Genomic DNA, 20460 nt, shown 5'->3' on the forward strand with positions numbered 1-20460 from the left:
CGACTGTCGAGGAGACGTCCGATGCTGCCTGTTTCCGTTCGCCGCGCCGCGGCGACCGTCGATGCCAAGACCCCCACCACCCGTGACCGCGCACTGGACGGCCTGCGCGCCGTCGCACTGCTCTCGGTGCCGCTCGGGCACTGGCTGCTCGGCGGGTTCACCCTCTCCGACGGCGTGCTGCACAACGCGAGTCCGCTGACGGCGCTGTCGTTCATGGCGCCGCTGAGCTGGGTGCTGCAGATGCTGGGGGTGTTCTTCCTGGTCGGCGGCCGGGCGTCGGCGCTGTCGCTGCGCCGGGCGGCCGACCGCGGGGTGGGTATCGGGGAGTGGTTGCGCGGCCGGGTGCTGCGGCTGGCCCGGCCGGTGCTGGGGGTGGCCGCGGTGTGGGCGGCGCTGATCCCGGTGCTGCGCGGGCTGGGGGTGCCGGCCGACACGGTGCGCACGGGGGCGGTGCTGATGGTGCAGCCGCTCTGGTACATCGCGATGTACCTGGTGCTGACGGCACTCACCCCGCTGTGCGTCAAGTTCGGTGCGCGGATGAAGGGTTGGGCCTCGGCGGCGCTGCTGGCGGCCGTCGCGGCGGTGGACCTGCTGCGGTACGGGCCGTGGGGCGCGTCGATGCCGGGGTGGCTGAGCCTGCTGAACCTGCTGCCGGGCTGGCTGTTCGCCTACCAGCTGGGTGTGGACTGGGCGCACGGCCGGATCTCCCGGGCCGGGGCGCGGCTGACGGCCTTCGGCGGGGCGGCGCTGTTCGCGGTGCTGCTGCTGGTGTTCCACTACCCGGCGAGCATGGTCGGCGTACCGGGCGCGGCCCGCACCAACTCGCACCCGCCGTCCCTGCTGGTGCTGGCGCTGGCCTCGGTGCAGGGCGGTGCGGCGATGCTGCTGAAGGACCGGCTGGGCCGGGCGCTGCGCCGGCCGCTGCTGTGGCTGCCGGTGGTGGTGGTCAACCTGGGCGCGATGACGATCTTCTGCTGGCACCAGACCGCGATGTTCCTGACCGCGCTGGCCGGTTCGCGACTGGGCACGCTGCCGGGCCTGACCGCCGCCCCCGATTCCGGCCTGTGGGCGCTGGCCCGACTGGCCTGGCTGCCGTTGTTCGCGGTGGTGCTGGCGCTGATCGGCCGCTGGGCGCGGCGTTTCGACGCCCCGTGGCCGTCCCGCGCCTGGCGGGCGGTGGCGGCGGCGGGCGCGGCACTGTTCGCGGTGTACGCGCTCGGCGCAGTCTGACGTTGCGTCAATTCCCTTCGCTTGTCGGAGCCTGGCCGTACCCTGGCGGCCATGGCGACCTTCGACGAACTGATCGCGCTGGCACTGGAGCTGCCGCAGGCGCACCAGGAAACCACCTGGGAGCAGGAGACGTTCCGGGTCGGCCGGAAGATCTTCGCGATGGGGCACCCGGAGTCGGGGGCGGTCTCGGTGAAGGCCACGGTGTCCGATCAGGCCGAACTGATCGCCGCCGCGCCCGAGGTGTACTCGATGGCGCCGTACACCGGCCGGTTCGGCTGGGTGCGGGTGCAACTGGCCCTGGTCGAGCCGGAGGAGCTGCGTGAACTGCTCACCGAGGCCTGGCGTTCGATCGCTCCGAAGCGCGTCCGGGACGGATACGACAGGTAGCGTCCGGGCGAATGTGACACGGAACACTGTTTGCTCCCTGCCCGGCGCGTCTGCCGCCCTCTAGTCTGGCTGACTAGTAGTTGGCAGTCGTAGCACCATCGGGCCCGGCCCGCTGCGATGTACCGGCCCGAGGGAGTGGACGCCATGCAGCGCAGGCGGGTCAAGCGGATCCTGATCGGCGTGTTCGCGGGCTGTGCGGCCCTGGTGGACGCTGGGGCGGCGGTCGCCCAGGCCACCGCGTCCAGCGAGCAGCTGGCCATCACCACGCCGCCGGCCGGCAGCGCCGCCTGGGTCGCCGACAACACCTTCGGCCGCGCCCTGCCGGACCCGGCCACCGCCGACCCGGCCGCCGTCGCCGCCTTCTTCGCCTCGCTGACGAACGCCGAACTCGACCGGCTGATCCTCGAATACCCGCTGGTGGTGGGCAACTTGGACGGCGCGCCGCCGGCCGTCCGGTACCGGGCCAACCGGGAGGCGATCGCCGCCGAACGCGACCGGGCCCGGCAGCGTTCCGAGGACCGCGCCCTGGACCCGACCGCCCGCGCGCTGGCCGCCTCCCGCGCCAACGACTCCGAGGCGCTGCTGGCCGGCGGCCGGCAGATCCTCGCCTTCGACCCGCGCGGCCGCGGTCTGGTCACCGAGGTGTACGGCGACCTGGCCGCCGCCCGGCGGGTCGCCGTCCTGGTGCCCGGCTCGGACGCCGACCTCGCCCACTTCGACCAGGCCGTCGAGCCGCTGCGCTCCCCCGCCGGCATGGCCCGCGCCCTGTTCGCCGAGGAGCACGCCCAGTCCCCGAACACCCGCACCGCGGTGATCGCCTGGACCGGCTACGTGACCCCGCAGGGCCTCGGCCCGGACGCGGCCACCTCCCGGCTCGCCGAGGCCGCCGCGCCCCGCCTGGAACGGCTGCTCGCCGGACTGAAGCAGACCAGCCACCCGGAGGCGCCGCCGACGCTGCTGTGCCACTCGTACGGCTCGGTGGTGTGCGGCACCGCCGCGCCGACCGTGCACGGCACGCAGCCCACCGACCTGGTGGCGTTCGGCAGCCCCGGGATGGGCGTCGACTCGGCCGCCGAGCTCGGCACCGGCGTCCAGGTGTGGGCGGCCCGCAACCCCGCCGACTGGATCGGCAACGTCCCCTACCTGGAGGTCGGCGGCCTCGGGCACGGCGCCGACCCGACCACCCAGGCGTTCGGCGCGATGACCGTCTCCTCGGTCGGCGCCAGCGGCCACAACGGCTACCTGGCCGAGGGCACCGCCAGCCGGCACAACTTCGCCGCGATCGCCCTCGGCCACTACGGCGACGTCAGCCACCCGACCAACTCCGGCAATTGACCGGACGTCACACCTCGCGGGCGTCCGAGGTGGCGCTCATGTCCGCGTAGCGGGGGCCCTGCACCCGGCCGCCGATCGGTTCCAGCTCGGCCAGCTCCGCCGCCGTCAGCTTCAGCGCGGTCGCGGCGGCGTTCTCCTCCAGCCGGCTGCGCTTGCGGGTGCCCGGGATCGGCACCACCGTCAGGCCGTGCACCTCGGCCCGCTGCTGCAGCCAGGCCAGCGCGACCTGGGCGGCCGTCACACCGCGCTCCGCGGCGACCTTCCGGATCGGCTCGACCAGCTCCGCGTTGTCCGCCGCGTTCGCACCGGTGAACTGCGGCAGGTGACGGCGGAAGTCGTCCGCGCCCAGCTGCTCGGCGTTGGCGAACGCCCCGGTCAGGAAGCCCCGGCCGAGCGGCGAGTACGGCACCAGCGCGACGCCCAGCTCGGCCGCCACGGGCACCGCGGTGCGCTCCGGGCCGCGGGCGAACAGCGACCACTCGGACTGCAGCGCCGCGATCGGATGCACCGCGTACGCCTCCCGCAGCTCCGGACCGGTCACCTCGGACAGACCCAGGTGCTTCACCTTGCCGGCCGCGACCAGCTCCGCCATCGCCCCGACCGACTCGGCCAGCGGCACCTCCGGGTTGCGGCGGTGCATGTAGTACAGGTCGATCTCGTCCACCCCGAGCCGCCGCAGCGAGGCGTCCACCGCCTGCCGGATGTACGCCGGCTCGTTGTTGACGGCCCGGTAGCTGGGGTCGTCGGCGCGCCGCTCGATCCCGAACTTGGTGGCCAGCACCACCTGTTCGCGGTGCGCCCGGACGAACGGGCCGATCAGCTCCTCGTTGGCGCCCGAACCGTAGATGTCGGCGGTGTCGAACAGGGTCACCCCGAGCTCCAGCGCCCGGCCGAGGGTGGCCAGCGCCTCCTCGGTGTCGGTCGGCCCGTAGAACTCGCTCATCCCCATGCAGCCCAGGCCCTGCACACCCACGACGGGGCCGTTGCTGCCGAGCCGGGTGGTCTCGATGCTGCTCATGCGCTCTTCCTGTCCTCGATCGGATAGTCCGCCGTCGTCTCAGTCGCGTCGTCGCCCGGGACCGGTGCGGCAGGCTCGCCGTAGAGATCGATCTTCCGGTCGATCACGGCGAGCGTGGCGTGCAGGTCCGCGAGCCGCTGCCGGACCTCCGCCCGGTGGTCCACCAGCAGCTGCCGGCGCTCGGCCCGGGTGGCGTCCCCGTCCCGCACCAGCTCGACGTACCGGACCATGTCGGCCACCGGCATCCCGGTCAGCCGGAGCTTCGTCAGGAACGCCAGCCGCGCCAGGTCCGCGTCGCTGTACCTGCGCTGGCCGGCGTGCGAACGGTCCACCGGGTCCAGCAGCCCGATCCGCTCGTACCAGCGCAGCGTGTGCGCAGTGAGCCCGCTGATCGCGGACACCTCGCTGATCGGATGCCGCGGCGTCCGGTCCGGCACCGCACTCGGCGCACCGAACGCCCGCTCGCAACCCGCCAGTTGAGCACTCTGCTGGACGAACTCCGCCATCCTGCCCGACCCTCGCTCTCGACGACGGCTCCGACGCTACTCAGTTGGAGCGCACTCCAAGCAAGCCTGGCACACCGGATCTCCCGGACCGTCGTTTAGAGTTCGGCCCATGCAGAGCTTGCGGATGATCGAGGACTGGCCCGTACCGAACGCCGCTGCGGCGGTCGTACGCGGAAGCGACGGCGCCCTGCTCGGCGCACACGGCCCGCAGGACCACCTGTTCCCGCTCGCCTCCGTCACCAAGCTGCTCAGCGCGTACGCCGCACTGATCGCCGTCGAGGAAGGCGTCTTCGAACTCGACGACCCGGCCGGCCCCGACGGCTCCACCGTCCGCCACCTGCTGGCCCACACCTCCGGCCTGGCCTTCGACGAACACCGCGTGATGGCCGCCCCCGGCAACCGCCGCCTCTACTCCAACGCCGGCTTCGACGTCCTCGCCGCCACCCTGGAACACGCCTCCGGCATCCCGTTCGCCCAGTACGCGGCCGAAGCCGTCTTCCAGCCGCTCGGCATGCACGCCACCCTGATCAACACCGCCCACCGCGCGCCCGCCGGCGCGGGCGGCCTCTCCACCGCCGCCGACCTCGCCCGCTTCGCGGCCGAACTCCAGTCCCCCAAGCTGCTCGACCCCGCCACCCTGCACACCGCCACCCGCGAGGTCGCGTTCCCCGGCACCAGCGGCGTCCTGCCCGGCTTCGGCCACCGCCGCCCCAACGACTGGGGCCTCGGCTTCGAAATCCGCGACCACAAGACCCCGCACTGGACCGGCACCACCAACTCCCCCGCCACCTTCGGCCACTTCGGCCAGTCCGGCACCTTCCTCTGGGTCGACCCCACCGCCGACCTCGCCTGCCTCGCCCTCACCGACCGCGACTTCGGCCCCTGGGCAGCAGAGGTCTGGCCCCAGCTCAGCGACGCGATTCTCTCCGAACAGGAGTGAACGTCCAGGGGCGCGGGGAACTGCGCGAAGCGGGAGGCACTCAGCTGCAAGATCGCGACGCAGAACAATGACCTGCACTTGATCGCGACCTTACGGACGTGGTGTGCGCTTGTCGCGCAGTTCCCCGCGCCCCTGTTTTCGCGCCCACGCGCTGTCTCACCCGTACTGCAACGGGCTGTGCATCTCCCAGAGCAGCAGTTCCACCCCGTCCTCCCCCGCCGTCGGGTCCGCGAACGCGTCCCCCGTGATCCGGATCGCGTCGCCGGCGCTCGCCGACCGCCCGCCACCCTGCGGGCCGGGGACGGTCCGGTAGCCGACCGATCCGGCCACCACGTGCACGTATCGGAAAGGGGCGGCGGGGAGTTCCGGCAACGCCGCCCACGCACCGGCCCGCACCAGCCAGAGCGCCGCGTCGGCCCGTCGCAGGCGCAGCGCGTCGTCCGCGGGCCGCCCGGAAGCGAGCAACGTCAGCCCGTCCTCAATCGCAACCGACCGCAGCCCGAACCCCGGTTCCGAACCGAACTGATCGGGCTGGAGCCACATCTGAAGAAACGTCACGGACGAGTCCGCCCCGCCGAGGTTCCGCTCGGTGTGGTTGATGCCCGCCCCCGCGGACTGCACCTGGAGCATGCCGGGCCGGACCACGCTCGCGTGGCCCGCGTCGTCGCGGTGGGCGAGCGCGCCGTCGATCACCCAGGTGACGATCTCGGTGTCGGTGTGCCGGTGCGTGTCGTAGCCGGCGCCGGGGGCGAGTGTCTCCTCGTTGCAGGCGAGCAGCGCCCCGAAAGATGTGTTCTTCGGGTCGTAGTGCCCGGCGAAGGAGAACGCGTGAAGGGTGGTGATGCCTTCGGCGGGTTCCGACAGGTAGCGCTCGCCGGCCCGGCGCAGGTCGGCGCGGCCGCGTTCCTTCCGTCCGGCCCCGGACGCGGGTGCGGCGGTTTCGAGGGGGTGCCCGTCCTGGGGCGAGGAATCCACGCTCACGGGCACCACGGTAGCCGGTGTGACGGGTGCCACCGGTCTTCTCGGCGCGGGGTGTGCACGAGCACCCGTCCGCGTGAGGCAGGCTAGTGCCGTGCCATCCGCTTCAGCGAAACCCGACAAAGCATCCGACCGGACGTCCGGCGAGCCGCCCGCCCAGGAGCGGCCCGCCGACCGGGGCCCGGAGAAGAAGTCCGCGAAACGTCCGGCGCGGCCGAACGGTACCTCGGCGGTCCCCGGCCGTGGCCGGATGACCGCCGAGGAGCGCCGACTCGCGTCGGAGCGCGCCGAGTTGCGGGCGGCGACGCTGAAGCGGCTGGAGAAGTCGGCGGGCAAGCTGGCGTCCGCGGCGATTGCCCGGATGGACGATCAGCTGGCCTGGTACCGGCGGATGCCACCGGAGCACCGTTCGTGGATCGGCCTGGTCGCGCAGGCGGGTATCGCGGCGTTCACCGAGTGGTACCGGCACCCGGAGGCGCCGCAGGCGATCTCCACCGACGTGTTCGGCACCGCCCCGCGGGAGTTGACCCGGGCGATCACGCTGCGGCAGACGGTGGAGCTGATCCGCACCACGATCGAGGTGATGGAGGAGGCCATCGAGGAGGTGGCCGCGCCCGGCGACGAGGCGGGCATGCGCGAGTCGGTGCTGGTCTACGCCCGGGAGATCGCCTTCGCCACCGCCCAGGTGTACGCGCAGGCCGCGGAGGCGCGCGGCGCGTGGGACGCCCGGCTGGAAGCGCTGGTCGTCAACTCGCTGCTGTCCGGGGACGCCGACGAGGGCGTGCTGTCCCGGGCGGCGGCACTGGGCTGGGGTCAGCCGAGCCAGGTGCGGGTCGTGATGGGCAGTGCCCCGGACGGCGACAGCGAGCTGGTGGTGGAGGCCATCCGGCGGGCCGCCCGGTACGCCAAGCTGCACGTGCTGACGGGGGTGTTGGGCCGCCGCCTGGTGGTGGTGGTCGGCGGCGACAAGGAGCCGGTGCACGCCGCGCGGGCGCTGATCGGTCAGTTCGCGCCGGGCCCGGTGGTGGTCGGTCCGACGGTCGGTGACCTGCTGTCGGCGACCCGCTCGGCGCATGCCGCCGCGCAGGGCCTGAAGGCGTGTTCGGCGTGGCCGGACGCGCCACGCCCGGTGCTGGCCGACGATCTGCTGCCCGAACGCTCGCTGGCGGGCGACGAGGTGGCGCGCCGTCAGCTGGTGGAGGAGATCTACACACCATTGGAGGAGGCCGGTTCGGCACTCCTGGAGACGCTGAGTGTCTATCTGGAGCAGGCGTCCTCGCTGGAAGGTGCTGCCCGGATGCTCTTCGTCCATCCGAACACCGTGCGCTACCGGCTGCGTCGTGTGACAGATGTCACCGGCTATGCTCCATCGGACGTGCGTTCGGCGTTCACCCTGCGCATCGCCCTTGCCCTGGGGCGTCTCGGCTCCGGGCCTGACCAGGGCTGATCGCACTGTAGGGAATCCACAATCCGACGTGCTTTTCTTCGTCATCGTCGCCTACCCGCCCCACGGCGTCCGGCGAGAGAGGGTTGAACCGTGCTCGTTATCGTCGCCCCTGGACAGGGTGCCCAGACTCCCGGCTTCCTCAACCCCTGGCTCGAACTGGACGGCGTCGCCGACCGGCTGCGCCAGTGGTCGGAGGTGGCCGGCCTCGACCTGGTGCACGCCGGAACCGAGGCCTCCGAGGAGGAGATCAAGGACACCGCCGTCGCCCAGCCGCTGCTGGTGGCCGCCGGCCTGGTGACCGCTCAGGCGCTGCTGCCGCAGGGCGTTTCCGCGTCGGTCGGCGCGCTGGCCGGCCACAGCGTCGGTGAGATCACCGCCGCGGCGCTGGCCGGCGTGCTGTCCGAGCAGGACGCGCTGGCCTTCGTCCGCGAGCGCAGCCTCGGCATGGCGGAGGCCGCCGCGGCCACCGCGACCGGCATGGCGGCGGTGCTCGGCGGCGACCCGGAGGCGGTCGCCGAGAAGCTCGCCGCACACGGGGTCACCGCGGCGAACAACAACGGCGGCGGCCAGATCGTCGCGGCCGGCACGCTGGAGCAGCTGGCCGCGCTGAAGGCGGACCCGCCGGCCGGCGCGCGGCTGATCGCGCTGAAGGTCGCGGGCGCGTTCCACACCGCGCACATGGCCCCGGGCGTGGCCCGGCTGGAGAAGCTGGCGCCGACGCTGACGGCGGCCGACCCGGCGGTGGCGTACGTGTCCAACAAGGACGGCGAGGTGGTCGGCGACGGTGCCGAGGTGCTGTCCCGTCTGGTCTCGCAGGTGTCCAACCCGGTCCGCTGGGACCTGTGCATGGAGACCCTGCAGCAGTTGGGCGCGACCGCCGTGATCGAGCTGTCCCCGGCCGGAACCCTCACCAACCTGGTCAAGCGCAACGTCAAGGGTGTCGCCACGCTGGCCCTGAAGTCCCCCGCCGATCTCGACCGGGCCCGTGAGCTCGTGGCCGAGCACGGCAAGCAGGAGAAGTCCGCATGACTGCCACCATCAAGCCGGCCACCGGCGCCCAGTTCTCGCGCATCCTCGGGGTCGGCGGCTACCGCCCGACCCGGGTGATCCCGAACTCCGAGGTGCTGAACTGGATCGACTCCTCGGACGAGTGGATCCGCTCGCGTTCCGGTATCGCGGAGCGCCGCTGGGCCGGCCCGGAGGAGACCGTCGCCGAGATGTCGGTGCAGGCGGCGGAGCGGGCCATCGCGATGTCCGGGATCGCTCCGGAGCAGATCGGCGGCGTCATCGTCGCCACCGTCTCGCACCTGAAGCAGACCCCGGCGATCGCCACCGAGATCGCCCAGCGGCTCGGCTGCGGCACCGCCCCCGCGTTCGACATCTCCGCCGCCTGCGCGGGCTTCGGCTACGGCCTGAGCCTGGCCGACGGCATGGTGCGCGGCGGCAGCGCCGAATACGTGCTGGTGATCGGCGTGGAGCGGCTGTCCGACCTGACCGACAAGTCGGACCGCTCGACCGCGTTCATCTTCGGCGACGGCGCGGGCGCCGCGATCGTCGGCCCGTCCGACACCCCCGGCATCGGCAAGGTGGTCTGGGGTTCGGACGGCTCGCAGTCCGAGGTGATTTCGCAGACCAAGGCCTGGGACACCGCCTTCGCCAAGCCCGACGCCGTCAACGGCGCGGGCGAGGAGATCAAGTGGCCCGCGCTCCGGATGGAGGGCCAGACGGTCTTCCGCTGGGCCGTGTACGACATGGCGAAGGTCGCGCAGCAGGCGCTGGACGCCGCCGGGATCACCGCCGACCAGCTCGGCGCGTTCATCCCGCACCAGGCCAACATGCGCATCATCGACGCCATGATCAAGACGCTGAAGCTGCCCGCCGAGATCCCGGTGGCCCGCGACATCGTCGAGACCGGCAACACCTCCGCCGCCTCCATTCCGCTCGCCATGGAGCGGATGCTGGAGCGCGGCGAGGCCAAGAGCGGCGACCTGGCGCTGATCATCGGCTTCGGGGCCGGCCTGGTCTACGCCGCAGCAGTCGTTACTCTCCCCTAGGCGTTTTTCTCCGCACCACATGAAACCCGCGGCGGTCCGTCGGACCGTCCGCCGTCACCACCGAAGAGGAGCAGCCGATATGGCTACCCAGACCGAGGTTCTCGAAGGTCTCGCCGAGATCGTCAACGAGATCGCCGGCATTCCGGTCGAGGACGTCGAGCTCGACAAGTCCTTCACCGACGACCTGGACGTCGACTCGCTGTCCATGGTCGAGGTCGTCGTCGCCGCCGAGGAGCGCTTCGGCGCGAAGATCCCGGACGACGAGGTCAAGAACCTGAAGACCGTCGGCGACGCGGTGAACTTCATCGTCGCCAACGTCTGACCAGTCGTCAGGCTGCCGGTCGGGGCGCGCCAGCCGCGCCCCGACCGTCCCCCTTTCCGTCCGGCTCGTCCGGCCCCCCGCTCTACGTGAGAGAAGAAGAAACCAGTGACTGCTGAAAACCGCACCGTGGTCGTCACGGGTATCGGCGCCTTCACGCCGCTGGGCGGCGACGCCGCCACATTCTGGGAGGGCCTGCTGGCCGGCCGGTCCGGGGTCCGCGCGCTCACCGAGGAGTGGGCCGCCGACCTGCCGGTCCGGATCGCCGCCCGGGTCGCCGTCGAGCCGTCCGAAATCCTGCCCCGCCCGGTGGCCCGCAAGCTGGACCGCTCGGCCCAGTTCGCGCTGATCGCCGCCCGCGAGGCCTGGAAGGACGCCGGCTTCGAGGGCCCGGCCACCGCCGACTCCAACGAGCTGACCCCCGAGCGTCTGGGCGCGGTCATCGCCTCCGGCATCGGTGGCGTCACCACCCTGCTCGACCAGTACGACGTGCTCAAGGAGCAGGGCGTCCGCAAGGTCTCCCCGCACACCGTCCCGATGCTGATGCCCAACTCCCCGGCCGCCAACGTCGGCCTGGAGGTCGGCGCCCGGGCCGGCGTGCACACCCCTGTCTCCGCCTGCGCCTCCGGTGCCGAGGCGATCGGCTACGCGATCGAGATGATCCGCAGTGGCCGCGCCGACATCGTGGTGGCCGGCGGCACCGAGGCGGCGATCCACCCGCTGCCCATCGTCGCCTTCTCCAACATGATGGCGATGTCCAAGAACAACGACGACCCCGAGCACGCCTCCCGGCCGTACGACAAGGCCCGTGACGGCTTCGTCCTCGGCGAGGGCGCCGGCGTCGTGGTGCTGGAGTCCGCCGAGCACGCCGCCGCCCGCGGTGCCCGCGTGTACTGCGAGGCGATCGGCCAGGGCCTGTCCTCGGACGCCCACCACATCGCCCAGCCGGAGCCGACCGGCGCCGGCGTGGCCCGCGCCATCGCCGACCTGTTCGACCGCAACGAGCTGGACAAGGCCGAGGTCGTGCACGTCAACGCGCACGCCACCTCCACCCCGCAGGGTGACACCGCGGAGGTCAAGGCGCTCAGCCGCGAACTCGGCGAGCACCTCGAGCACGTGGCGATCTCCGCCACCAAGTCGATGACCGGCCACCTGCTCGGCGGCGCCGGCGGCATCGAGACGGTCGCCACCGTCCTCGCCCTGCACCACCGGATCGCCCCGCCGACCATCAACGTGGTCGACCTGGACGACGACATCGAGGCCGACATCGTCCGCGACGAGCCCCGCAAGCTCCCGGTCGAGGGCCGCATCGCCGCCCTCAACAACTCCTTCGGCTTCGGCGGCCACAACGTGGTCCTGGCCTTCCGCACCGTCTGAGACGCCACCGTCTGAGACACCACCCTCTGAGGCGCGCGCGAACAACTGCGCGACCGGCCCAGCACTCCGATCGAGTGCCGGGCCGGTCCCGTCTCCGCGCCGCTACGGGTCACACCACCTGGTGCAGCCACCTCACCGGCGCGCCCTCACCCGCGTACCGGAACGGCTCCAGCTCGTCGTCCCACGGCTTTCCGAGCAGCCGGCCGATCTCCGTCTCCAGGTCGCTGCCCTCGCTGCGGGAGCGCAGCAGCACGGCCCGCAGCCGGTCCTCGGGGATCAGGATGTCGCCGTGAATGCCGGTGACGGCGTGGAAGATGCCGAGGCTGGGCGTGGAGGAGTACCGCTCGCCCTCGGCCGTGGCGCAGGGCTCGCCGGTCACCTCGTAGCGCATCATCTGCCAGCCGCGCAGCGCGGAGGCGAGCCTGGAGGCGGTGCCGGGCTCTCCCTGCCAGGAGAGTTCGGACCGCCAGTGGCCGGGCGCGGCGGGCTGCCGGATCCAGTCGAGGTTGACCCGCACCCCGAGGGCGCCCGCCACCGCCCACTCGACGTGCGGGCACAGCGCGCGTGGCGCGGAGTGGATGTAGAGCACACCACGTGTCGTCACCGGGACCTCCTGGCTGTGGACGAGGGTCGCCTTCCCCAGCTGCCTCGCGCCGTCGCCGGTCGGTACGGACCAGTGGCTACCCCGTGACGCTCAACTTATTCGACATTAGGTCATCAAATCGAGCAAAACGGACAAGCTTTCCCTCCATGCTAGTCGGTTCCCCCGGGAGGTCTACCCCCACAGCGCCCACCTCCCCCGAACGGACCTAAACGCGCGCCCCCACCGGATCGCGCATCCGGTGGGGGCGGGTTGACGCAGCAAAAGCTGTCACACCATCAGCTCTTGTGCCGTTCAGACCTGTACGACCATCTTTCCGATGTTGGCGCCGTGCAGCATGCCGAGGAAGGCCTCCACGGCGTTCTCCACGCCCTCGACCACGGTCTCGTCGTAGCGCAGCGAGCCGTCCCGCAGCCAGCCGCCGACCTCCTCGAGGAACTGGCCGCGCAGCGCACTGTGGTCGCTGACCAGCATGCCCTGCAGGCGAAGGCGCTTTCCGATGGCCAGCGCCAGGTTGCGCGGCCCCGCCGGGGCGGAGGTGTCGTTGTACTGGGCGATCGCCCCGCACAGGGTGGCCCGGCCGTGCACCCGCAGGGCGCCGATCGCGGCCTCCAGGTGCTCGCCGCCGACGTTGTCGAAGTAGACGTCGATGCCGTCGGGGGCGGCCCGGCCGAGCAGCTCGGCGACCGGGCCCTCCTTGTAGTTGAAGGCGGCGTCGAAGCCGTAGTCGTCGACCAGGGTGGCGACCTTCTCGGCGGAACCGGCCGAGCCGATGACCCGCTTCGCGCCCTTGAGCCGGGCGATCTGGCCGACCAGCGAACCGACGGCGCCGGCCGCACCGGAGACGAACACGGTGTCGCCGGAGCGGAACGAGGCGACCTCCAGCAGCCCCGCGTACGCGGTGAGGCCGGGCATCCCGAGCACGCCCAGATAGGCGGAGAGCGGGGCGAGTTCGGGGTCGACCTTGACGGTGCGCGCCGCGTCCACGGTGGCGTACTCGCGCCAGCCGAGCCCGTGCAGCACGGCGTCGCCGACCTGGAAGCCCTCGGCGTTGCTGGCGACCACGTGGCCCACCGCACCGCCGTCCATCGGCGCGCCCAGCGCGTACGGCGGGACGTAGGACTTCACGTCGTTCATCCGCCCGCGCATGTACGGGTCGACGGACAGGTAGGCGTTGCGCACGGTGATCTCGCCCGGGCCGGGCTGCCGGACGGGGGCCTCGACCAGGGCGAAGTCGCCGGGAACCGGCCAGCCCTGCGGGCGGGCGGCCAGGTGCCACTCGCGGCCGGTGGCGGGAAGGTCCTGCTGTGCCATCACACGCTCCTCATCAACCTGAAACATTCAGTGGCTCAAGTAATCCTGTGGATGAAAGGTTCATGTTGTCAACTGTTCAGCTAGACTCGGCGCCATGGAGAAGGAGCAGGTCATGGAGCAGGCACCGATTCCGACCGCCGACCCGATCACCGTGGAGGTCGTCGACCTCATGGCACGCCTGGTCGGACTCTTCCACCGCGAGTACGAGGAGGCCGCCGCCGCCCGCTCGCTGACCGGCGCGCAGGCCAAAGTGCTGGCGCTGCTGCGGCGCGGGCCGATGCCGATGCGGCACATCGCACAGACCCTCTCCTGCGAGCCGTCCAACGTCACCGGCATCGTCGACCGGCTGGAGGGCCGCGGCTTCGTCACCCGCGAGTCCGACCCGCAGGACCGCCGGGTCAAGCTGGTCGTCGCCACCGACTCGGGGCTCACCGCCTCCTCCGAACTGCGCGAATCGCTGAACTTCGCCCGCGAGCCGCTGGCCGCGCTGGACGCCCCCGAACGGGCCCAACTGCGGGACCTGCTGCGGCGGATGCTCGACTCCTCGGCTCGCGACTGACCCTCCGCCGGACCGCCCCCCGGACTCCGCGTCGGACGGTTCGGGGGTACCCCGGTTCGAGGGTCGAAAAATCTCTCCGAAATGATGGTTCGCGTGTAACCATTCCCGTCACCGCACCGTCTAAGTGGTGACGAACGCCCCGCCGTCCGCAGTGTCGCGGAGGCGGCAACTGCCTGCCCTCGGGCACCAGTTCCCGTTGCGCGCAGAGAGATCCCGGATCGATGACCGACGCCACCCAGAGCACTGCCGCGGCCTCGCCACGACGCCGCAGAGGCCGCCGAATAGCCCAGGGTCTCGGGGCGACCGCCGCCGTCATGGTGGTCGTCGCCGCGGGACTCGGCGCCTGGTACTACCAGCGGCTCGACCACAACATCACGACCTTCGCCCCGGAAGGCATCGCCTCCACCCGCCCGCCGGCCGGGCCTCCCGCGCCCACCGGTGGACACCCCGTCAACATCCTGCTGCTCGGCTCCGACACCCGGAGCGACGGCAACGGCGACCTCGGCGGCGGTGACGTGGGAGTCGGGCACTCCGACACCGCGATCCTGCTGCACGTCTACGCCGATCACAAACACGCCGTCGGCGTGTCGATCCCCCGGGACACCCTGGTCACCATCCCGCCGTGCCGGCTCGCGGACGGCCGGTGGACCACCGCCCGGGCCAACCAGATGTTCAACTTGGCTTTCACCATCGGCGAGTTCAAGGACGGCAACCCCGCCTGCACGCAGAACACCGTGGAGGAGCTGACCGGCCTGCGGGTGGACCACACCCTGGTCGTCGACTTCAAGGGCTTCGCCTCCATCACCGAGGCCGTCGGCGGCGTGGACGTGTGCGTGCCCAACGACGTCAACTCCTACGGCATCCAGCTGGCCAAGGGCCGGCAGACCGTCGCCGGGCAGCAGGCCGTCGACTACGTCCGCGCCCGGCACGGCCTCGGCGACAGCTCCGACATCGGCCGGATGCGCCGTCAGCAGGCGTTCATGTCCTCGCTGATCAAGAAGGTGCAGGGCGAGGGCTTCGACCTGACCACCCTGCTGCCGCTGGCCGACGCCGCCACCAAGTCGCTCACCGTCGACCCCGACCTCGGATCGCCCTACAAGCTCGCCGAGTTCGCCCAGTCGCTGCAGAACATCAAGCTCGCCGACATCCAGTTCGTCACCCTGCCCTGGCGCTTCCAGGGCGCCCGGGTCGCCATCGTGCAGCCGGACGCCGGCATCCTGTGGGACCTGCTCCGCCAGGACCGCACCCTGGACGGCCGCCTCACCGGCGACACCGCGAGCCCGTCCGCCGGCGCCTCCGCGTCGGCCGACCCCTCGACCTCGGCCAGCCCGTCCGCCACCGGCAGCCCCGACAGCACGAACCTGGACGTGCCGATCACGGTCCACAACGCCGCCAAGTCGCCCGGGCTGGCCGGACGCACCGCGACCGCGCTGCGCGGCAACGGGTACCGCAACGTCACCATCGCCGAGAACACGCCCGCCCGGAACACCACGCTGATCGAGTACGCGCCCGACCAGCGCCCCGCCGCCGAACGCCTGGCCCGGCTCTACCCCGGCGCGGAACTCCGCGCCGCCTCCGGCAGCGATGGCCTCACCCTGACCGTCGGCCAGGACCGGGCCGGCGCCGACACCCCCGGCATCCCCGACGCCGGGGCCTCCGCCGGCACCATCCCGTCCACCATCCCGAACGGCATCACGGACAACACTCGGCCCGCCGACAGCGACCTCTGCGCCGACCTCAGCTTCGGCTGACCCCCGGCCGCCGGGCCCCCGGGCCCGGCGGCGCCTACGCCTCCTGGGGCGCGGCCGGGTCCGGGTCCGGAAGGCCGGTCACCACGAGGGTGACCCGCCGGTCCGCCAACTCGCCCGCCCGGACCAGGCCGTAGACCGCGGACAGCGCCTTCGCCACGTACCGGCGCTCCACCGGCACCCCGTGCCGGTGCTCGAACCCGGCGGCGAAGCGTTCCAATTCCTGCGGCACCCGCCCGTACCCGCCGCCGTGCCAGCCGTGCTCCAGCCGCCAGTTGTCGAACTCCCGGCCGTACGCGGCCAGTTGCAGCGCCGCAACCTCGCGCTCCAGGTAGCCCTCGCCGCGCAGCACCGCCACGCCGAGCGCTTGCGCGTCCGGCGGCAGACCGGCGGCGATCCCGGCCAGCGTTCCACCCGTGCCGACCGCGCAGCAGACCACGTCCCGCGCGCCCAAGTCCGGCAGTTGGTCGGCCAGTTCCGCGGCGACCACCGCGGCCCCGCGCACAGCCGCCGCGTTCGACCCGCCCTCGGGCAGGACGAAGTGCCCCGCCCGCCGCTCCTGCCGCCCGGAGGCGATCTCGCGGTAGACGGAACGCTCGACGAACTCCAGCACCATGCCGTCCCGTTCGGCCCGGGCCAGCGACCAGTTCCGCGGCATTCCCGCCAGCTCGGCCCCGCGGATCACCCCGACGCTCTCCAGCCCGAGCGCCCGCGCCGCCGCGGCCACCGCCCGCACATGCGTGGAGTACGCCCCGCCGTAGGTGAGCAGCGCCCCGCAGCCGTCCGCGACAGCCCGCTCCAGGTTCGGCGCGAGCTTGCGCCACTTGTTGCCGGGCACCGTCGGATGCGCCAGGTCGTCCCGCTTCAGCCGCAGCTCGACCCCCGCGGCGGCGAGCTCCGGGTCGTCGACCACCGTCAACGGCGTGGGCAGGTCAGCGGGCACGAGCATCCACTCACCCTAACCGGGGGCCGGCAGCACCCCGCCGGCCCCTGTACGCCGGCACCCCGACAGCGCCAGGCCGCCGCGCGATGGCCCGCTGATCGGCTACGGCACCCCGCCCGACCATGCCTTCCCCGCCGCGCTGGACGCCCCTGCCAGGCCCCCACCGCGCTGCCTCGCTCGTGGCTCCGCTCCGGCCCGAAGCGCGGCCGGCGCGGACACGACGGCCATCAGCAGCGGCACGTGGCGCTGTCGACGGATGGTCATTCGGCAACTTCCTTCCTCGGATCGGATACGGCCTCGCGAAGCACGGCCGCAATGCCGCCGAAGCCGCGCCGTTCGGCGTGCTGGAGCGCGGTCACGCCGTCGGCGTCGGCGAGCTGCGGGTCGGCGCCCGCGGCGAGCAGCAGGCGGACGATCTCGGTGTGCGCGCGGCCGCCGTCGCCGAGGATCACGGCCTCCAGCAGGGCCGTCCAGCCCAGTCGGTTGACGTGGTCGACGTCGAGGTCGGTCTCCTCCAACACCGCCTGCACGTAGGCCACATGGCCGCGCTCGGCGGCCGGTATCAGGCTGACGCCGCCGAACCGGTTGGTCAGCCCGAAATCCGGCCCGGCGACCAGCATGGCCCGCATCATGGCGACGCTGCCGGTGACGCCGGTGACCAGCCATGGGCTGTCCTCCCGGTGGTCCTGCGCATCCGGATCCGCTCCCGCCGCGACCAGGAACTCGGCGACGGCCACCTGGTCGGCGAGCGCGGCCGCCAGCAGCGCCGTCCGCCCCTGCGGATCGCGCGCCTCCAGGTTCGCGCCAGCCGCCAGGGCAGCCCTGGCGGCGGCGAGGTCGCCGGTGTGCGCGGCACCGAGCAGGCGTTGGTCGATCGCGGTCGTCATCACGGTCCTCCTCCTGAAGGGACGGCAGGTACGGCACGGGCGGTCCTCGGCACATGCGAGCTCGGGCCGGGCCGAACGGTGGGCCCGCCGGCTGCCTCCAGCGAACCTCTCACCTCCATATTTGCCCCGCCCCCGGGCTCGATTCGTCGTCGAACCGGCCAGTCCCCGCGAGCCTTCCGGCCGATACCGACGTCATCCGATCAGTCGATGCGCGACATCCGCAGGGGCCGGCTCCGGCACCCGACGCAGAGTCGACGATGCTGACGATCCGCTACAAGAGGCCGACACCGGCCGGGCGTTGAGAAGTCGACGCAAGCGAGGCGGCCGAGGAAGCCGGGCAGGGCCGCGAACGTGGAGATTCGATCACCATGGCGATCTCCCTCTTCCGCCCGCCGGGATTATGTGCAATTTTACATGTCACACGTCAGATGGTCGGCGCCCCCCTCGGCTCGGCCACTACCGCTCGGAGTCCCCCACCGTGCGTCATATCCGGATATCTGCCGCCCAGTTGGGCCGGCTGTTCGCGCTCGCTTTCGCGCTGGTCCTCACCGTCGGGCTGTTCGCCCCACAGGGCCGCGCCTTCGCCGCCCCCACCCAGCCCGCCACCGGCGCCACTCCCGCCGACACGGCCACCGCCCCCGCCTCACACCCCGTCCCGAAGTCGGCCGACGAGCCGAAGGACGCCCGCCCGACCCCGGGTCAGGTCAGGACCGGTACCAAGTCCGCACCGCGGCCGGCCACCCAGGCCCCCGCCGTCGAGTCGGTCAAGAAGCTCGGCGCGCTCGCCGCCGACGCCACCGGCTGCGACACCTCGTTGTTCGGCTCCACCGGCGGCACCACCCTGGTCAACACGGTCAAGTCGGCCGGCCTGGACTGCCTGGGCAAGCTCTATTCGATCACCGGCACCGACGCGAAGAACACCTTCCGCGAGCCGCAGATGGTCGCCGTCGCCGACGCCCTGCGCACCGCCTCGGCGAGCTACGACGGCACCGACTCGGCGTCCGCCGCCCAACTGATCGCCTTCCTGCGGGCCGGCTACTACGTCCAGTGGAACCACGCCGACGCGGTCGGCCCGTACGGCACCGCGCTGCAGACCTCGATCCGCGGCGCGCTGGACGCGTTCTACGCCGCCCCGCACGCCAAGGACGTCACCGAGGCCAACGGCCAGATCCTCTCCGAGGCGGTCATCCTGATCGACTCCGCTCAGGAGAACGCCCGCTACACCGGCGTGGTCAAGGACCTGCTGGACCGCTACACCAGCTCCTGGACCGGCGGCATGTGGACCGCCGTCTCCAACACCAAGCTGGTGCTGGAGAACGGCCTCGGCACCGACTCCTTCAACGCCGCGCTGGCCGCCGACCCGTCCGTAGCCGCCTCGATCTCCGCCTTCGTCAAGCGCAACAGCTCGATGCTCAACGGCAGCGACCTGGCCACCGGCCTGGGCATCGACCTCGGCTCCTTTCTGGAGCAGCCGGTGCTGCAGGCCCAGGCCCGCCCGCTGGTCAAGGATCTGGTCAACGCCTTCCCGCTGATCGGCGCCACCGGCCCGCTCACGATGAACCTCGCCTGGTTCACCGAAAAGAAGGACGAAGGCCACTGCTCCTACTACGGGCTGTGCGACCTGCCGACCCGGCTCGCCCCGCTGGTCCTGACCGTCGACCGAATCTGCAGCCCGACCCTGCACATCCGCGCCCAGGCGCTGACCGCCGCCGAACTGGACAGCACCTGCTCCAGCCTGGCCAACGAGGACGCCCTGTTCCACAGCGTGGTCAAGGACAACGGCCCCGTCCCCGGTGACCTCAACACCCAGTTGGAGGTCGTGGTCTACGACTCCTCCTACGACTACCGCCTGTACGCGTGGTCGATGTTCGACATCGACGTGGACAACGGCGGCATGTACCTGGAGGGCAAGCCCAACGAGCCCGGCAACCAGGCCCGCTTCATCGCCCACGAGGCGGAGTGGCTGCGCCCGGCGTTCTCGATCTGGAACCTCAACCACGAGTACGCGCACTACCTCGACGGCCGCTTCGACTTCTACGGCGACTACGACGCCGGACAGACCGTCCCCAACATCTGGTGGATCGAGGGCTTCGCCGAGTACATGTCCTACACCTACCGGGACGTGCGCTACGACGACGCGATCGCGCAGGCCGCCAAGGGCACCTACAAGCTGAGCACGCTGTTCGACACCACCTACCAGAACACCGACTCCACCCGAACCTACAACTGGGGCTACCTGGCCGTCCGCTACATGCTGCAGTCGCACCCGCAGGACGTCGCCGCCTACCTGGCCAAGACCCGTACCGGCGACTTCACCGGCGCCCGCGCCGTCATCACCCGCATCGGCACCTCGTACGACGCCGACTTCGCCACCTACCTGGCCGCCTGCGGCGCCGGCAACTGCGGCACCCGGCCGCCCGCCGCCCCGCTCTGCGCCAGCCAGGACACCCGCTCGTACGGGCAGAACTGCCGCCGCGACAACGTCGCGGCCACCACTGGCAACTACAGCTACAGCTTCCTCAACCTGCCGGCCGGCGTGAAGCAGCTCACCATCACCACCACCGGCGGCACCGGCAACGCGGACCTCTACTGGAACCCCGCCGGCTGGGCCACCACCAGCTCCTACGCCGCCAAGTCCACCAACAGCGGCAACGGTGAGACCCTGACCATCACGAACCCGCCCGCAGGCTGGGTGTACTTCAGCCTCTACGCCCAGAACTCCTTCTCCGGAGTCACCGTCACCACGCAGTACTGACCCGCCCGGTGACACCCGAGGCCCGCGGATCCCAGGACCGCGGGCCTCGCGCCGTATCCGGC

19 protein-coding genes are annotated in these 20460 nt (G+C 72.0%); 12 read left to right on the forward strand and 7 right to left on the reverse strand.

All coding sequences use genetic code 11. The features are described 5' to 3' along the window. Positions 1–21 precede the first annotated feature (21 nt). The 3 genes from ACIHEI_RS10550 to ACIHEI_RS10560 all read left to right on the forward strand — a co-directional run bounded on the left by ACIHEI_RS10550 (position 22) and on the right by ACIHEI_RS10560 (position 2952). The gene (locus ACIHEI_RS10550) at positions 22–1230 is read left to right on the forward strand and encodes an acyltransferase (protein WP_396606352.1); all 1209 of its coding nucleotides are present in this window, start codon (positions 22–24) and stop codon (positions 1228–1230) included. A 51-nt stretch (positions 1231–1281) separates the two neighbouring features. Then, positions 1282–1617 (forward strand): MmcQ/YjbR family DNA-binding protein, encoded by a 336-nt coding sequence (locus tag ACIHEI_RS10555; protein ID WP_387643206.1) that lies wholly within the window; start codon positions 1282–1284, stop codon positions 1615–1617. Positions 1618–1761: 144 nt separating this feature from the next. Next, complete coding sequence (locus tag ACIHEI_RS10560) at positions 1762–2952, forward strand: alpha/beta hydrolase (protein WP_392947453.1); 1191 nt, start codon at positions 1762–1764, stop codon at positions 2950–2952. 7 nt (positions 2953–2959) lie between these two features. Here ACIHEI_RS10560 and ACIHEI_RS10565 read toward each other — a convergent pair whose 3' ends face one another. Next, a complete protein-coding gene (locus ACIHEI_RS10565) occupies positions 2960–3970 on the reverse strand; it encodes an aldo/keto reductase (protein ID WP_392947451.1) in 1011 nt (336 codons plus the stop codon). Then, the gene (locus ACIHEI_RS10570) at positions 3967–4476 is read right to left on the reverse strand and encodes a MerR family transcriptional regulator (RefSeq protein WP_396606353.1); all 510 of its coding nucleotides are present in this window, start codon (positions 4474–4476) and stop codon (positions 3967–3969) included. The genes ACIHEI_RS10565 and ACIHEI_RS10570 overlap by 4 nt, the downstream gene beginning before the upstream one ends. Positions 4477–4585: 109 nt before the next feature. Here ACIHEI_RS10570 and ACIHEI_RS10575 point away from each other — a divergent pair, with 109 nt between their 5' ends. Next, positions 4586–5416, forward strand: coding sequence for a serine hydrolase domain-containing protein (locus ACIHEI_RS10575; RefSeq protein WP_396606354.1), 831 nt, complete (start codon positions 4586–4588; stop codon positions 5414–5416). Between the two features lie 156 nt (positions 5417–5572). Here ACIHEI_RS10575 and ACIHEI_RS10580 read toward each other — a convergent pair whose 3' ends face one another. Continuing rightward, on the reverse strand, positions 5573–6397 hold the full coding sequence (locus ACIHEI_RS10580) for a pirin family protein (protein ID WP_392947443.1): 825 nt from the start codon (positions 6395–6397) through the stop codon (positions 5573–5575). A gap of 247 nt (positions 6398–6644) precedes the next feature. Between ACIHEI_RS10580 and ACIHEI_RS10585 the strand changes: the two genes are divergently transcribed. From ACIHEI_RS10585 to fabF, 5 genes are all read left to right on the forward strand, one after another. Beyond that, a complete protein-coding gene (locus tag ACIHEI_RS10585) occupies positions 6645–7841 on the forward strand; it encodes a PucR family transcriptional regulator (protein WP_387643200.1) in 1197 nt (398 codons plus the stop codon). Between the two features lie 90 nt (positions 7842–7931). Then, positions 7932–8870, forward strand: coding sequence for an ACP S-malonyltransferase (locus ACIHEI_RS10590; protein ID WP_387643199.1), 939 nt, complete (start codon positions 7932–7934; stop codon positions 8868–8870). Next, positions 8867–9895, forward strand: a complete 1029-nt coding sequence (locus ACIHEI_RS10595) for a beta-ketoacyl-ACP synthase III (protein WP_387643198.1) — start codon at positions 8867–8869, stop codon at positions 9893–9895. The genes ACIHEI_RS10590 and ACIHEI_RS10595 overlap by 4 nt, the downstream gene beginning before the upstream one ends. A 79-nt stretch (positions 9896–9974) precedes the next feature. Next, positions 9975–10217, forward strand: coding sequence for an acyl carrier protein (locus tag ACIHEI_RS10600; RefSeq protein ID WP_073812203.1), 243 nt, complete (start codon positions 9975–9977; stop codon positions 10215–10217). A 105-nt stretch (positions 10218–10322) separates the two neighbouring features. Beyond that, positions 10323–11591 (forward strand): beta-ketoacyl-ACP synthase II, encoded by a 1269-nt coding sequence (gene fabF, locus ACIHEI_RS10605; RefSeq protein WP_396606355.1) that lies wholly within the window; start codon positions 10323–10325, stop codon positions 11589–11591. Positions 11592–11700: 109 nt separating this feature from the next. On the opposite strand, the gene ACIHEI_RS10610 is transcribed toward fabF, so the two are convergent. Together ACIHEI_RS10610 and ACIHEI_RS10615 are read right to left on the reverse strand one after the other, a co-directional pair. Then, positions 11701–12195 carry a DUF3145 domain-containing protein gene (locus tag ACIHEI_RS10610; protein WP_387643196.1) on the reverse strand — a complete coding sequence of 165 codons (495 nt, stop codon included), beginning with the start codon at positions 12193–12195 and terminating at the stop codon, positions 11701–11703. Between the two features lie 291 nt (positions 12196–12486). Then, complete coding sequence (locus tag ACIHEI_RS10615; protein ID WP_396606356.1) at positions 12487–13506, reverse strand: NADP-dependent oxidoreductase; 1020 nt, start codon at positions 13504–13506, stop codon at positions 12487–12489. Positions 13507–13600: 94 nt separating this feature from the next. On the opposite strand from ACIHEI_RS10615, the gene ACIHEI_RS10620 reads away from it, so the two are divergent. Further along, the gene (locus tag ACIHEI_RS10620; RefSeq protein ID WP_387643194.1) at positions 13601–14065 is read left to right on the forward strand and encodes a MarR family winged helix-turn-helix transcriptional regulator; all 465 of its coding nucleotides are present in this window, start codon (positions 13601–13603) and stop codon (positions 14063–14065) included. A gap of 221 nt (positions 14066–14286) precedes the next feature. Then, positions 14287–15816, forward strand: coding sequence for an LCP family protein (locus ACIHEI_RS10625; RefSeq protein WP_396606357.1), 1530 nt, complete (start codon positions 14287–14289; stop codon positions 15814–15816). 34 nt (positions 15817–15850) lie between these two features. Here the strand turns inward: ACIHEI_RS10625 and ACIHEI_RS10630 are convergent, their stop codons facing one another. Next, entirely contained in the window at positions 15851–16762 is a 912-nt protein-coding gene (locus tag ACIHEI_RS10630) for a 1-aminocyclopropane-1-carboxylate deaminase/D-cysteine desulfhydrase (RefSeq protein ID WP_396606358.1), read from the reverse strand. Between the two features lie 254 nt (positions 16763–17016). Beyond that, the gene (locus ACIHEI_RS10635) at positions 17017–17643 is read right to left on the reverse strand and encodes an ankyrin repeat domain-containing protein (RefSeq protein ID WP_396606359.1); all 627 of its coding nucleotides are present in this window, start codon (positions 17641–17643) and stop codon (positions 17017–17019) included. A 478-nt stretch (positions 17644–18121) separates the two neighbouring features. Here ACIHEI_RS10635 and ACIHEI_RS10640 point away from each other — a divergent pair, with 478 nt between their 5' ends. Continuing rightward, entirely contained in the window at positions 18122–20398 is a 2277-nt protein-coding gene (locus ACIHEI_RS10640) for a collagenase (protein ID WP_396606360.1), read from the forward strand. Positions 20399–20460: the final 62 nt, after the last annotated feature.

It is taken from the genome of Kitasatospora sp. NPDC051984 (assembly GCF_044593455.1).
Lineage (GTDB): Bacteria > Actinomycetota > Actinomycetes > Streptomycetales > Streptomycetaceae > Kitasatospora.

Excerpts from the sequence above, each read along its gene's own strand:
- ACIHEI_RS10615 (WP_396606356.1), bottom strand. The coding sequence starts at position 13,506 with ATGGCACAGCAGGACCTTCCCGCCACCGGCCGCGAGTGGCACCTGGCC.
- ACIHEI_RS10555 (WP_387643206.1), top strand. The coding sequence starts at position 1,282 with ATGGCGACCTTCGACGAACTGATCGCGCTGGCACTGGAGCTGCCGCAG.
- ACIHEI_RS10630 (WP_396606358.1), bottom strand. The coding sequence starts at position 16,762 with ATGCTCGTGCCCGCTGACCTGCCCACGCCGTTGACGGTGGTCGACGAC.
- ACIHEI_RS10570 (WP_396606353.1), bottom strand. The coding sequence starts at position 4,476 with ATGGCGGAGTTCGTCCAGCAGAGTGCTCAACTGGCGGGTTGCGAGCGG.
- ACIHEI_RS10565 (WP_392947451.1), bottom strand. The coding sequence starts at position 3,970 with ATGAGCAGCATCGAGACCACCCGGCTCGGCAGCAACGGCCCCGTCGTG.
- ACIHEI_RS10600 (WP_073812203.1), top strand. The coding sequence starts at position 9,975 with ATGGCTACCCAGACCGAGGTTCTCGAAGGTCTCGCCGAGATCGTCAAC.
- ACIHEI_RS10620 (WP_387643194.1), top strand. The coding sequence starts at position 13,601 with ATGGAGAAGGAGCAGGTCATGGAGCAGGCACCGATTCCGACCGCCGAC.
- ACIHEI_RS10575 (WP_396606354.1), top strand. The coding sequence starts at position 4,586 with ATGCAGAGCTTGCGGATGATCGAGGACTGGCCCGTACCGAACGCCGCT.
- ACIHEI_RS10595 (WP_387643198.1), top strand. The coding sequence starts at position 8,867 with ATGACTGCCACCATCAAGCCGGCCACCGGCGCCCAGTTCTCGCGCATC.
- ACIHEI_RS10635 (WP_396606359.1), bottom strand. The coding sequence starts at position 17,643 with ATGACGACCGCGATCGACCAACGCCTGCTCGGTGCCGCGCACACCGGC.
- ACIHEI_RS10625 (WP_396606357.1), top strand. The coding sequence starts at position 14,287 with ATGACCGACGCCACCCAGAGCACTGCCGCGGCCTCGCCACGACGCCGC.
- ACIHEI_RS10585 (WP_387643200.1), top strand. The coding sequence starts at position 6,645 with ATGACCGCCGAGGAGCGCCGACTCGCGTCGGAGCGCGCCGAGTTGCGG.
- ACIHEI_RS10550 (WP_396606352.1), top strand. The coding sequence starts at position 22 with ATGCTGCCTGTTTCCGTTCGCCGCGCCGCGGCGACCGTCGATGCCAAG.
- ACIHEI_RS10560 (WP_392947453.1), top strand. The coding sequence starts at position 1,762 with ATGCAGCGCAGGCGGGTCAAGCGGATCCTGATCGGCGTGTTCGCGGGC.